Source organism: Paraburkholderia sp. EB58, from assembly GCF_050436665.1.
Lineage (GTDB): Bacteria > Pseudomonadota > Gammaproteobacteria > Burkholderiales > Burkholderiaceae > Paraburkholderia.
In genome coordinates, this window is record NZ_JBNDMQ010000011.1 from 1 (window position 1) to 13640 (window position 13640).

At 62.6% G+C, this 13640-nt stretch carries 9 protein-coding genes; 5 read left to right on the top strand and 4 right to left on the bottom strand.

The annotated features are described in order from the left end of the window. Positions 1 to 285: 285 nt before the first annotated feature. On the bottom strand, positions 286 to 1575 hold the full coding sequence (locus P3T40_RS17675) for a 4-aminobutyrate--2-oxoglutarate transaminase (protein ID WP_429269230.1): 1290 nt from the start codon (positions 1573 to 1575) through the stop codon (positions 286 to 288). 115 nt (positions 1576 to 1690) lie between these two features. On the opposite strand from P3T40_RS17675, the gene P3T40_RS17680 reads away from it, so the two are divergent. Then, positions 1691 to 3193 carry a PLP-dependent aminotransferase family protein gene (locus P3T40_RS17680; RefSeq protein WP_429269022.1) on the top strand — a complete coding sequence of 501 codons (1503 nt, stop codon included), beginning with the start codon at positions 1691 to 1693 and terminating at the stop codon, positions 3191 to 3193. A gap of 15 nt (positions 3194 to 3208) precedes the next feature. On the opposite strand, the gene phnE is transcribed toward P3T40_RS17680, so the two are convergent. The 3 genes from phnE to phnC all read right to left on the bottom strand — a co-directional run bounded on the left by phnE (position 3209) and on the right by phnC (position 5930). Next, complete coding sequence (gene phnE, locus P3T40_RS17685; RefSeq protein ID WP_429269231.1) at positions 3209 to 3949, bottom strand: phosphonate ABC transporter, permease protein PhnE; 741 nt, start codon at positions 3947 to 3949, stop codon at positions 3209 to 3211. A gap of 80 nt (positions 3950 to 4029) precedes the next feature. Then, on the bottom strand, positions 4030 to 4995 hold the full coding sequence (gene phnD / locus P3T40_RS17690) for a phosphonate ABC transporter substrate-binding protein (RefSeq protein WP_429269023.1): 966 nt from the start codon (positions 4993 to 4995) through the stop codon (positions 4030 to 4032). A 59-nt stretch (positions 4996 to 5054) separates the two neighbouring features. After that, positions 5055 to 5930, bottom strand: coding sequence for a phosphonate ABC transporter ATP-binding protein (gene phnC / locus P3T40_RS17695; RefSeq protein WP_429269024.1), 876 nt, complete (start codon positions 5928 to 5930; stop codon positions 5055 to 5057). Between the two features lie 280 nt (positions 5931 to 6210). On the opposite strand from phnC, the gene P3T40_RS17700 reads away from it, so the two are divergent. From P3T40_RS17700 to P3T40_RS17715, 4 genes are all read left to right on the top strand, one after another. Continuing rightward, complete coding sequence (locus tag P3T40_RS17700) at positions 6211 to 7245, top strand: M14 family zinc carboxypeptidase (RefSeq protein WP_429269025.1); 1035 nt, start codon at positions 6211 to 6213, stop codon at positions 7243 to 7245. Next, positions 7242 to 8018 (top strand): alpha/beta fold hydrolase, encoded by a 777-nt coding sequence (locus tag P3T40_RS17705; RefSeq protein ID WP_429269026.1) that lies wholly within the window; start codon positions 7242 to 7244, stop codon positions 8016 to 8018. The genes P3T40_RS17700 and P3T40_RS17705 overlap by 4 nt, the downstream gene beginning before the upstream one ends. A 69-nt stretch (positions 8019 to 8087) precedes the next feature. Then, complete coding sequence (locus P3T40_RS17710) at positions 8088 to 8633, top strand: DUF3455 domain-containing protein (RefSeq protein WP_429269027.1); 546 nt, start codon at positions 8088 to 8090, stop codon at positions 8631 to 8633. 104 nt (positions 8634 to 8737) lie between these two features. Next, the gene (locus P3T40_RS17715) at positions 8738 to 13573 is read left to right on the top strand and encodes an NAD-glutamate dehydrogenase (RefSeq protein ID WP_429269028.1); all 4836 of its coding nucleotides are present in this window, start codon (positions 8738 to 8740) and stop codon (positions 13571 to 13573) included. The last annotated feature ends 67 nt before the right edge of the window (positions 13574 to 13640 follow it).

Sequence of the window (13640 nt, forward strand, 5' to 3'; positions counted from 1 at the left end):
TCTGCTGAATAGCGTCTCATCTTCCATTCGCTGCCCGCCCTCCATCTTTACACTAATCGGTTCGGGTGACGCGACAACTAGCCTGACATGGAGGGGCGGCGGCAAAGAAAGTAGGTGCCGCCCCGCACAGGGGCGAAGCTAATAGACCACTAAGAAATCAAGGAAAGGCCAACGCCCTGGGAAAACAACCAAAAGCGCCGCACAGGCAAAACCAAAAAAGAACCAAAACCCAAACTGGCAGCGCCAAGCAAACCGCAAAAAGAGCCGCCAGCAGGGCAAAAAAAACTAAGCCGTCACACTGACAGTTTCCTTCAACACATCTTCAAGAATGGCAACAGCCTCGTCGAAGACATTCTCTTGAATAGTGAGCGGAAACAAAAACCGCACAACGTTGGAATAAACCCCACACACGAGCAACAACAACCCGCGCTCAAGCGCACGCGCCTGAACCCGCTTGGTAAATTCAGCATCCGGCTCATGCGTACCAGCCTTGCAAAACTCAACCGCCACCATGGCCCCCGGCCCACGCACATCAGCAATCTGCGCAACCTCACCCTGCAACGCAACAAGCTTGGCCTTAAGACGATCGCCAAGCAAAACAGCCCGCTCGCAGAGCTTCTCCTCATCAATGATGTCAAGCACAGCATGTGCAGAAGCGACAGCAAGAGGGTTCCCCGCATACGTCCCACCCAAACCGCCCGGCGCCGCCGCATCCATAATCTCAGCACGCCCCACCACGCCCGACAGCGGCATGCCACCCGCCAGGCTCTTGGCGATCGTCATCAAATCCGGCACCACGTCGTAGTGATGCATCGCAAACAACTTGCCCGTGCGCGCAAATCCCGTTTGCACTTCGTCGGCAATCAGCAAAATGCCATGCTCGTTGCACAGTTTGCGCAGCGCCCGGACAAACTCGGCCGGTGCCGGGTAGAAGCCGCCTTCACCTTGGACCGGTTCAAAGATGATCGCTGCAACGCGCTTCGGATCAATGTCGGCCTTGAACAGAAACTCAATCGCCTTCAACGAATCCGCGGTCGTCACGCCGTGCAGCGGATTCGGGAACGGAGCATGGAATACGTCCGCCGGGAACGGTCCAAAACCAATCTTGTACGGTGCCACCTTGCCCGTCAGTGCCATGCCCATCATCGTACGGCCGTGGAAGCCGCCCGTGAATGCGATCACGCCCGGTCGGCCCGTCGCCGCGCGGGCGATCTTGATGGCGTTTTCAACTGCCTCCGCACCCGTCGTGAAGAAGGCCGTCTTCTTCGGATGGTCGCCCGGCGCACGCTCGTTGATCTTCTCCGCCAGCGAGACGTACGACTCGTACGGCACGATCTGATACGCGGTGTGCGTGAACTGGTCGAGCTGCGCGCGGATCGCCTCGACGATCTTCGGGTGGCGGTGGCCCGTGTTGCACACTGCAATCCCCGCCGCAAAGTCGATGAAGCGCCGGCCTTCGACGTCCCACAACTCGGCGTTCTCAGCACGTGCCGCGTAAAAATCGCACATCACTCCAACGCCCCGTGGCGTGGCGGCATCCTTGCGGCTCTTCAGATCAGCATTCTTCACAGTCATCTCCTTCACTCCCGGTTTGGCCGAAGCCGTCCACTCGGCGCGGCTCATGCAGCGACTATAATTAGATTTGGCTCCGACGTTCAGAGCCATTTAAATAAAAATGTAGGAGCCAATTATGCGTGCAAGCGTTTTGTCAGACTGGCTGGCCCAGCGCCTCGACCGCGGCAACGGTCAGCCGATCTACCGCCAGCTCCATCGCTTGCTGCAGCAGGCCATCCTGTCGCGTGAGCTGCCCGCCGGCACCAAGGTGCCGTCTTCGCGCCTGCTCGCCAATGAACTCGGGATCGCGCGCAACACCGTGACTCAGGTCTATGAGCAACTCGCGCTCGAGGGCTACGTCACTTCCACCACCGGTCGCGGCACCTTCGTGGCGGATAGCGCCCCGGACGAAATCGTCGGCGCGCCCGACGCCGCTGCGCCCGCGGCTGCCGCGCCGCAGCCTCTGTCGGTGCGGCGTGCGCTGTCCACTCGCGGCGCACGGCTGATCGCCGGGGCGGGGGTGTCGAAGCGTCAGTGGGGCGCGTTCATGCCGGGTGTGCCGGATGTCTCGAAGTTTCCGGCGCGGGTCTGGAGCCGCTTGCATACCAAGTACTGGCGCCGCTTGCGCCCCGATTTGCTGACCTATGCCCCGGGCGGCGGTCTAGCGCTGCTGCGGCACGCGCTGGCCGACTATCTGCGCACTTCGCGCTCGGTGCGCTGCACGCCCGAGCAGATCATCATCACCACCGGCATTCATCAGTCGGTCGATCTGGCTGTGCGTCTCTTGTCCGATCCCGGTGACGTGATCTGGACCGAGGACCCCTGTTATTGGGGCGTGCGTAGCGTGCTGCATGTGTCGGGGCTGCAATCGCGTCCGATTGCCGTCGATGCCGAAGGAATCAATCCATCCGCCGAAGATCTCGCCCAGCCGCCCAAGCTGATGCTGGTGACACCCTCGCATCAGTACCCGCTCGGCATGGTAATGAGCCTCGCGCGCCGCCGCATGTTGCTCGAATACGCGCGCCAGCATCAATGCTGGATCATCGAAGACGACTACGACAGCGAGTTTCGCTATGGCAGCCGTCCGTTGGCGTCGCTGCAGGGGCTGGATACGGCGGGGCAGGTGATCTATGTGGGCAGTTTCGGCAAGACGCTGTTTCCCGGCTTACGGATCGGCTACATCGTAGTGCCTGAGGCACTCGCCGAGAGTTTCGCTACGGCCAGCGCCGAGTTGTATCGCGAGGGACAACTGCTGCAGCAGGCCGTGCTCGCGGAATTCATCGCCGAAGGGCATTTCGCGTCGCACATTCGCAAGATGCGCACGCTCTATGGGCAGCGCCGCCAGACCGTGCTCGATGCCGCCGCGCGCCGCTATGGCGATGCGTTACCGGCGGTCGGTGGTGATGCTGGCCTGCACCTGGTGATGCAATTGCCCGAAGGCGCCGACGATCGCGCGGTCGCCGCTGCGGCGCTGGAGCGCAATATTGTGGTGCGGGCGTTGTCGGGGTATTACGCGCAGCCTCAGCGTGCGCCGTCGGGACTGCTAATCGGCTATGCCTGCGTGCCGGATGAAGAGATCGCGCCCGCGTTCAATACGCTTGCGGACGCGATCGATGCCACATTGCTGCAGTTCGCCTGATGAAGCGCCCTCAGATCAGATCACTTTTTCCCGCAGCCATGCAGAGGCCAGGTCGATGGCCGTGACCACTACAATCACCATGATCAGCACCGCCGCCGTGGACGCATAGTCGAACGAACGAATCGCCTCATACAGCACTACGCCGATCCCGCCTGCGCCGACCATCCCCACCACCATCGCCGAGCGCACGTTCGATTCGAATCGGTACAGCGCGTACGAGATCCACAACGGCAGCACTTGCGGCAGCACCGCGTAGACGATCTCGTCGAGACTCGTCGCGCCGGTGGCACGCACGCCTTCGGCCGGACGCGGGTCGATCGCTTCGACGGCTTCCGCGAACAGCTTGGCCAGCACGCCGGTGGTGTGCACCCACAACGCGAGCACGCCGGCGAACGGGCCGAGCCCGACCGCGACGATGAACAGCATCGCGAAGACCATTTCGTTGATCGCGCGGCAGGCGTCCATCAGGCGACGCACGGGCTGCACCACCCACTGCGGCGCCATATTGCGCGCACACATCAGCCCGCACGGCACCGCGCACACCAGCGACAGCACGGTGCCCCACACCGCCACCGATAACGTCACATACATTTCGTGCGCATAGGTGCGCCACTCGGTGAAATCCGGCGGGAAGAAGTCCTTGGCGAACTGGCCCATGTTGCCGGCGTCCGACCACAGATCGAGCGGCCGCATATCGGCGCCGTGCCAGCCGACGCCCAGCACGGCAATCACGACGATCCAGCCAAGCAGCGACATCCAGCTTCGCTTGCCTACTTCGGCACCCGCCGGCGCGCCGACGGGCGGCGTGGCGCGGGTGCTGCTCAGGTCGGCGGCGCTCATTGCTTCGAGCTAGCCGTGTTCAGCGCGCTCAGCTTCGCATCGAGCGCGGCGAGCTGGGTCTTGCGATCATCGTCCGACAGGTGCGTATCGGCCTGGATCTTCTGCTTTTGCGCAAACAGCGTGATCTGGCGGATCGGCAGCAACTGCGCATCGGACGAAGCCACGAAACCGCTATAGCCGGTAATCCCCGCCATCACGGCCTTTTCGTGCGGATCGGTCTTGCCGTAGTTGACGAAGAACGCGCGCACTTTGTCCTTGGTTGCCTGCGGCAAATCCTTGCGCCATACCAGCGGATCCGATGCGATCAGATCCGAGGTCCACAGCACGCGTACCTGGGCGAACTTGTCCGGATGGTCCCGCTTCATCGTGTCGAGCATGTCGGTATTGCAGGTCGCAATATCGATCTTGTTGTTCACCACGGCCAGCAGGTTCGCCTCGTGGCTGGACGGCAACACGGCTTTGAACGACGTGTTGACCGGCGCATTGTGTTTGGCAAACAGGTAGTAGGCCGGAATCAGGGTGCCCGAGGTCGAATTCGGATCGCCGAAGCCGAGCGTCACATCCTTCGTATTCTTGAATACATCGTCAAGCGTCTTAAAGCGGCTATTGACGTTGGTGATCAACACGGACCGGTAGCCGGCGTCGCCATTCGCGTAGGTGATCTTGGCAAACACTTCGCCGTTGGCGCGGTCCACGGCTTCTATCGCCGAAGCGTTGCCAAAGTAGCCGACCTGCACCTTATTAAAGCGCATGCCTTCGATGATGCCGGAGTAATCCGTGGCGAAGAAGGCTTTGACATGCAAGCCGGTTTGCTTGCTCATGTCGTCGACCAGCGGTTGCCAGTGCTGCGCGAGGACCGCAGACGAATCGGTCGAGATGATGCCGAGGTTGAAATCTTCGGCATGGGCGGCGACGCAAGCAAACGCGGCCGCGCCGGCGATCAGTGAGCGCAGGAATTTCATCAGGTTAGATCCAGTGGACTGAAGAGGGGCTGACAGTAAATAAAGTGCAACGCTGTGTTTCACGCAGAGTGCGCAGGATCGAGTGCAAATGCGTAACGCTGCGGTTTGGGCGCATCCGCGTCCGCCGCATTGGCGTGGGGTTGCGCAACGTCGCTATCGGTTACTTCGAGCAGTTCACGCGCGTCGTCGCCGTAGAGCTGCTGCAGGAGTGAGGGTGTGAGCGCAGCGGACGGTCCGTCGTAGACGATCTTGCCGCGGCGCAGGGCGACGGTGCGCGGGCAGTACTGCATGGCGATGTCGACCTGGTGCAGAGATACCAGCACGGTCAGGCCATGGTCGCGATTCAGGTTGCGCAGCATGTCCATCACGCGTCGCGACGATTCCGGGTCGAGCGAGGCAATCGGTTCATCGGCAAGCACGATGCGGGCGCGCTGCACCAGCGCACGCGCGAGAGCCGCGCGTTGCTGCTGTCCGCCGGAGAGCGTGGCCGCACGTTCGTGCGCGTGTTCGGCGATCCCGACTTCGCCAAGCGCCGCGAGCGAGAGCGCGCGTTCGCTGCGCGGAAAACGCCCGGTGATGCGCCGCCAGAACGGCAACCGCGCGAGCGCGCCAATCAATACGTTCGCCTCCACAGAGAGGCGGTTGACCAGATTGAACTGCTGGAACACAAAGCCGATATCGCGGCGAATCCGCCGCACTTCGCGCACGAGCCGGCCATTCTGCTGGATGGGCCGGCCCAGAATTGCGATCTGCGACGGCTGCGGGTCGGACACGGTAAAGCCCGCGATGTGCCGCAGCAAGGTCGATTTCCCCGAGCCCGAGGCGCCAATCAGCGCCACCATCTCGCCGGGCGCGACGCGCAGATCGATTTCGTCGAGTGCCTTGCGGCCGTTGGTGAACGTCTTGCTCAATCGTTCGATACGGATTGCTTCCATGCTTGCCCCGTTGTTGCATCCGGCAAGTGCCGGAAAGTGTGGGACATTCTAGGAAGGCTCTGTGACGGTTGAGTGAACCTATCTCAACGTCTAGACGACTATATCTTTCCAGAGAATGCGTGCCGGAACGCAAAGCCTTGTACGGGCCGCGATATGTCAGCCGTGTGACACAAACTGCAGCGTGCGCGCTCCGTCATCTAATATGTGCCGCGACAGGCTATATTGCTGAAAGCAGCATGTGCCGTCCCCAATAACCTTGCCCATCCCATTCGGCGTCGCCATGCAGGCTCTCAGCTTTCTACCCGACAGCTTTGCGGAGTACGAGGATCTCAAGACGATCCTCGATGCCGGGAGTGCCAACTTCGACATTCGCACCGTGTGCGAGGCGCGGCTGCACGGCAGGACGTTTCCGGTGCTGACCGCGAGCATCGGTTCGAGCGATCCGCTGGCGCCGGCCATTGGTTTCTTTGGCGGCATTCATGGACTCGAGCGCATCGGCACGCAACTCGTTCTCGACTACATGCGCTCGCTCCTGTCGCGGCTCGAATGGGACGAACTGTTGGTGCGCCAGTTACAGTCGATTCGTCTGATCTTTATGCCCATCTGCAATCCGGGCGGCATGTGGGCGGCGACGCGGGCCAATCCGAACGGCGTCGATCTGATGCGTAACGCGCCGCAGGATGCCGATGAACGCGTGCCGCTGCTGGCGGGCGGGCAGCGCGTCGGCGCCTGGTTGCCGTGGTATCGCGGACGGCGCGGCGCACCCATGGAGGTCGAGGCCGCCGCGCTCCTGAAGCTGGTCGAAACTGAACTGGCCTCGCGGCCGCTCAGCTTCGCGCTCGATTGCCACTCGGGTTACGGTTGGAGCGACAGTATCTGGTTTCCGTATGCGCGTACTCGCAAGCTGATGCCGCATCTGCCTGAAATGTTCATGCTCAAGACCATGTTTGAGCGTGCCCATCCGCATCACGGTTATGCGTTCGAGCCGCAGAGTCATCAATATCTGCTGCACGGCGATCTATGGGACTGCGCGTACGACCGGGCGCCGTCTGAAAACGTGTTCTTGCCGATGACGCTCGAACTCGGTTCATGGCTATGGATCAAAAAGAATCCGCGCCAGTTATTTTCGCGGCAGGGCATGTTCAATCCTGTGAAAGCGCATCGCACGGCGCGCGTGTTGCGGCGCCATGCCAACCTGCTGGATTTCCTCACCCGCGCTGCGTTTGCGTCGCAGCGCTGGCTGCCGCAGGGAAGCCGCCGCCAGCAACTGCTGCATCATGCGATTGAACATTGGTACCGGACGGCCAGTGTATGAGTACCTGGATCCTGTTGCGCGGACTGACGCGTGAGACGCGTCACTGGGGCCGGTTTCCGGCTATTCTGCGCGACGCCGTGAGGACCGACAGCCTGCTTCAGCTCGACTTGCCGGGCAATGGCGCGCTCGTCGACCAGCACGCGCCGGCTCAGGTGGCCGCGATGGTCGACTTCGTGCGGATGGCGGTATCGCAAAGCAGCGTGCCGGGCCCGTACCGGGTCTTGGCGATGTCGCTGGGCGGGATGGTGGCGACCGACTGGGCGCAACACTATCCCGACGAGATTGAACGGCTCGTGCTGATCAATACGAGTATGCGGCCGTTCAGCAGCATGATGCAGCGCCTGCGCCCGCAGGCATGGCCTGGACTGCTGGGGGTGGCGCTCGACTGGCGTAGCGCGCCCGAAGCTGAGGCCGGCATTCACCGCTTGACCTGCAATAATCCGGCAGGGCTCGCAGACGATCTCGCGGCGTGGGTTGCGATTCGCGAGAGCGCACCGGTGAGCCGGGCCAATGCGCTGCGTCAGTTATGGGCGGCGGCGCGTTTTGACGCAGGCACGACGGTGCCGCGTTGCGGTACCTTGATTCTGTCGTCGGCGGCCGACCGGCTGGTAAACCCGGTATGTTCGGCAGGGCTGGCGGCGGCGTGGGGCGCGGCGCATCTTCAGCATCCTTGGGCCGGTCATGACTTGCCGCATGACGATCCGGTGTGGACGAGCGAGGCGGTTGGCGCATGGTTGCCCGAGATAGCGGACGCGACTGGGAATATGTTTTGAAACTGGGTGTTTTATAAATGCATGTTTGAAACGGCGCGCTTCTATCAATACCCGTAAGGAGATCACTGCATGTATTCACGTTTTGGCTCGCGCCGCTCGCTGGCGCGTGTTTTCACCTGCGTATCGCTCGCGCTCGCCTGCAGCGCCGCCTGGACCGGCAGCGCGCTTGCGCAAAGCGCCGTCCCCGCCTCACTCACTCCAGGCGAAGCGACTCACGTCGTTGCCGCACTCAAGGCGAGCGGCACGCAGATCTACATCTGCAAGCGCGACGCGAACAACAAGCTGTCGTGGGCTTTCAAGGCGCCGAGCGCCGAACTGTACGACGCGTCGGGTGAACTGATCGTCACGCACAGCGCAGGTCCCACCTGGGCGGCGGCGGACGGCAGCAAGATTACCGGCCAGGTCCTGCAGCAGGCGCCGAGCAGCGATCAACCCGACAGCATCCCGCTTCTGCTGCTGCGGGCGACCAACGGCGCTGGCCCCGGTTTGCTCTCCACGGTGCGCTACGTGCAACGGCTCGACACGCACGGCGGCGCCGCGCCCGTCGGTCCCTGCACCCAGGAAGGACAGGAAGGCCGCAGCCCCTATATCGCCGAATACGTGTTCCTCGGCTGACCTCCGCTGAAAGTCAATGTGCGGACGCACATTGACTTTCAGCTATCAGGCGCATAATTCTCTTCTAACGATGCAGTCGATTGCCGCCCGTTGTGGAGGAGATCATGCAAGCGAAGAACGAAGAATCCGTTGCGCACCTGCTGAACGACGTCGTCGAATTCGCTCGTGGACGATTGCCGGAGCCAGCATTCACCATCGTCGAACCTTTCCTGCGCCACTATTACGATTTCGTCGACGCCGACGATCTGCAAAGCCGCGCGATCGCCGACCTGTATGGCGCCGCGCTGGCGCATTGGCAAACGGCGCAGCGCTTCGTTCCCGGCAGCGAACGGCTGCGCGTCTATAACCCCATCCTCGAGCAGCACGGCTGGCATTCCGATCACACGGTGATCGAGATCGTCAACGACGATATGCCGTTTCTGGTGGATTCAGTCTCGATGGCGGTCAACCGGCTGGGGCTCGCGCTGCATTCGGTGGTGCATCCGGTGTTTCGCATCTGGCGCGGCGCGGACGGCAGTATCGTGCGCGTCGGGCAGGGTGCGGAAGACGCGGGCGACAAGCAATCGCAACTGGCCTCATTTATTCACTTCGAAGTCGACCGCTGCGGCGACGCCGCCAAGCTCGATGCGCTGCGTGACGATATCGCCAGAGTGTTGGGCGACGTGCGCGCCTCGGTGGAAGACTGGCCGAAGATCGTCGAGATTGCGCGTGCCACGATCAAGGATATGAAGGGACGCGAAACCGGCGTCGAAGGCGCTGAGGCGCGCGCCTTCCTCGAATGGATGGTGGACGACCACTTCACCTTCCTCGGCCAGCGCGACTACGAGCTGGTGTCGCATGACGTCGGCTTCGGTTTGCGCGCGCTGCCGGAATCGGGTCTTGGCATTCTGCGGGACGCGTTGCGGCCCGTAGGCGCGGCTGATGTCACGCCGTTGCCGGCTGCTGCCGCGCAGATCATTACCGGCGCCTCGCCAATTTTCCTGACCAAAGCGAATTCGCGGGCCACCGTACATCGCCCCGGCTATCTGGACTACGTAGGGATCAAACTGACTGGCGCGGATGGCAAGACCATTGGCGAGCGGCGTTTTATCGGCCTTTATACGTCGACCGCGTATTTTGTATCGGCGGCGGAGATTCCGATCGTGCGCCGCAAGTGCGCGAATATCGTACGGCGTGCCGGCTTTCTGCCGAGGGGGCATCTGGCGAAATCGCTGGTGACGGTGCTCGAAACCTATCCGCGCGACGAACTGTTTCAGGCCGAAGAGGACCAGCTCTACGACATCGCACTCGGCGTGCTGCGTCTCCAGGAGCATCAGCGCACGCGCCTGTTCGTGCGGCGCGACCGTTTCGACCGTTTCGTTTCGTGTCTGGTGTTCGTGCCGCGCGACAAATACAACACAGACTTGCGGCGGCGCATCGCCAATCTGCTGACCGAAGCATTCAACGGCGCGAGCGTCGAGTTTACGCCCTTGCTATCGGAGTCGACACTCGCGCGGATTCACTTCGTTGTCCACGCCGAACCGGGCGCCATGCCGGACGTGGATACTCGCGAACTCGAAGCGCGGCTCGTGCAAGTGACGCGCCGCTGGCAGGACGATCTGGCCGACGCGTTGCTCGATGCGTTCGGCGAAGAGCAGGGCAACCGGCTGCTGCAGCACTACGCCGATTCGTTTCCCGCCGGCTACCGTGACGATTATCCGGCTCGCACGGCTGTGCGCGACATCGAGTTGATCGAGCGCTTGCAGGGCAGCGAGCGGATTGCGATGAACCTGTACCGACCCATCGAATCCGGCCCGCGCGCATTTCGCTTCAAGGTGTATCGCGCAGGGCAACCAATCGCCTTGTCGCGCAGCTTGCCGATGCTCGAGCATCTCGGCGTGCGCGTCGACGAAGAGCGGCCGTATCTGATCGAAGCGCTTGACGCGACCCCCGCATGGGTCCACGACTTCGGCCTCGAACTCGCGGACGACAGCGAATTCGACATCGAGCGTGTAAAGAACCTCTTCGAAGACGCGTTCGAGCAAGTCTGGACCGGCGAGATCGAAAGTGACGACTTCAACCGTCTCGTGCTGCGTGCGCAGCTTGCGGCGCGCGAGGTGACGATACTGCGGGCCTATGCGAAGTATCTGCGGCAAGTCGGTTCCACGTTTAGCGATGCTTACATTGAGCGCGCATTGACGGGCAATTCCACGATTGCCCGCAAGCTCGTCGAACTATTTGTGGCGCGCTTTAACCCGGCGCTGGGCGACCGTCGTGAAGCGCACGTGGAGCTATTGCTGAAATGGATCGATACCGCGCTCGACCAGGTGCCGAATCTCGACGAGGACCGCATCCTGCGGCAGTTCCTTGGCGTCATCAAGGCGACCGAGCGCACCAACTACTACCGGCTGGACCAGGACGGGCGCCCGAAACCGTACCTCTCGTTCAAGTTCAACCCGGCGCGCGTGCCCGGTTTGCCTGAGCCCAAGCCGATGTTCGAGATCTGGGTGTACTCGCCGCGCGTCGAAGGTGTGCATCTGCGCGGCGGGCGGGTGGCGCGCGGGGGCCTGCGCTGGTCGGACCGGCGCGAGGACTTCCGCACGGAAGTGCTCGGCCTGATGAAAGCGCAGATGGTGAAAAACGTCGTGATCGTGCCGGTCGGTTCGAAGGGTGGCTTCGTGGTGAAGAATCCACCGCCGCCCGGCGACCGCGAAACGTGGCTGCGCGAGGGCGTCGCCTGCTATCAGACCTTCCTGCGCGGCTTGCTCGATCTGACCGACAACCTGGCCGGCAATGAGATCGTGCCGCCGCCCGATGTCGTGCGGCACGATCCCGACGACCCCTATCTGGTGGTGGCGGCGGATAAGGGCACGGCGACGTTCTCGGACTACGCTAACGCCATTTCGCAGGAATACGGCTTCTGGCTCGATGACGCGTTTGCATCAGGCGGCTCAGTTGGCTACGACCACAAGAAAATGGCCATCACTGCGCGCGGCGCGTGGGAGTCAGTGAAGCGGCATTTTCGTGAAATGGGCGTCGACACCCAGACTACGGATTTCACCGTGGTCGGCATCGGCGACATGTCGGGCGACGTGTTCGGCAATGGCATGCTGCTGTCGCCGCATATCAAGCTGGTGGCCGCGTTCGACCACCGGCATATCTTTCTCGATCCGCAACCCGATCCCGCAGTCAGTCTGGCGGAGCGTGGGCGCATCTTTATCCTCGAGCGCTCCAGTTGGGCCGACTACGACCCTGCCTTGATCTCTGCCGGTGGCGGGGTGTTTCCGCGGACGGCGAAGACCATCCCCGTGTCGACCGCGATGCAAGCTGTGCTCGGCATCAATGCCGCTGCGCTCGCGCCGAACGAACTGATTCGCGCGATCCTGCAGGCGCCCGTGGATCTGCTCTATAACGGCGGCGTCGGGACGTATGTCAAGGCGAGCCGCGAGACGAATGCGCAGGTTGGCGACCGCACCAACGACGCGCTGCGCGTGAACGGTGCGGATCTGCGCTGCAAGGTGGTGGCGGAGGGCGGCAATCTTGGTCTCACGCATCTGGGACGCATCGAGTTCGCGTTACGCGGAGGCCGCATCAATACCGATGCGATCGACAACTCAGCCGGGGTCGATTGTTCGGACCACGAAGTCAACATCAAGATTCTGCTCGGCCTCGTGGTGAAGGACGGCGAGATGACCGAGAAGCAACGCAATGCGTTGCTCGCCGATATGACCAACGAAGTCGGTCTGTTGGTGCTGCAGGATAACTACTATCAGACTCAGGCGCTTTCGATTGCAGGGCGCTACAGCGTCGAACTGTTCGATGCGGAGACCCGCTTCATGCGCTGGCTCGAACGGGCAGGGCGTCTGAACCGCGTGATCGAATTCCTGCCGACCGACGAAGAAATTGCAGAGCGGCAGGCTGCGAAGCAAGGGCTGACCTCGCCGGAGCGAGCGGTCCTGCTGGCCTACAGCAAGATGTGGTTATACGACGCGCTGCTCGAATCCGACATGCCGGAAGATCCGTTGGTGAGCAGCATGCTGATCGACTATTTTCCGAAGCCGTTGCGGCATCGTTTCAGCGAACCGATGCATCGTCACCCGCTGCGGCGCGAAATCCTCGCTACGTATCTGACCAACGCGCTCGTCAACCGGGTTGGCTGCGAATTCGTGCACCGGCTGATGGAAGAGACCGATGCCCAGCCGGGCGAGATTGTGCGGGCCTGCATCATGGCGCGCGACGTGTTCGATCTCGACGACGTGTGGCAGAGCATCGATGCGCTCGATAACCGGGTTGCCGACGATGTGCAGGCACGCATGTTCGTCGAGGTGGCGCGGCTTGTCGAGCGTGCGGCGCTGTGGTTCTTGCGGCAACTGCAATCCGGCGCCGTCAGCGACGTGACGGATCTGCTGACGCGCTGCCGCGATGCGGCGCAGCGGCTTGCGTCGCAATGGCCGGCGCTGTTGCCCGCCGCGGACCTGGAGGCGCTGTCGGAACGCCAGCGGGTCCTCGTGGATGCAGGCGTGGACAGCGAACTGGCCGTGCGCGTGGCGAGCGGCGAAATATCCGCAGCGGTGCTCGATATTGCCGAAGTGGCGGCCAAATGCGGCAAGGATCTCGAACGGGTGGCGGGGGTGTACTTTGCGCTCGGTACGCTGCTCAACTACGGCTGGATTAGCGAGCGCGCGAATGCGCTGCCAACGCCAACGCATTGGGACACATTGGCTCGCGCTGCCGCGCTTGCCGAACTGGCTCGTCTCAAACGCGCCTTGACGACGAGCGCGCTGATGGGAGCCGGCGAAGCGTCGACGCCGGACGAACTGGTCGAAACATGGCGCGAACAGCGGGCGGCGCCGCTCGAACGCTATGCGCGTCTGCTGGCCGATCTGCGTGCGTCGGGCGGTTCGAGCCTCTCTGTGCTGCTGGTGATCGTGCGGGAAATGGCGCTGCTGGAACGCGCTTGAGGTAGGCGGGGCAAGGACGACACCGGGACGGTCGTGACGGGCCATCCTGGTGCCAGTTGGACGGATG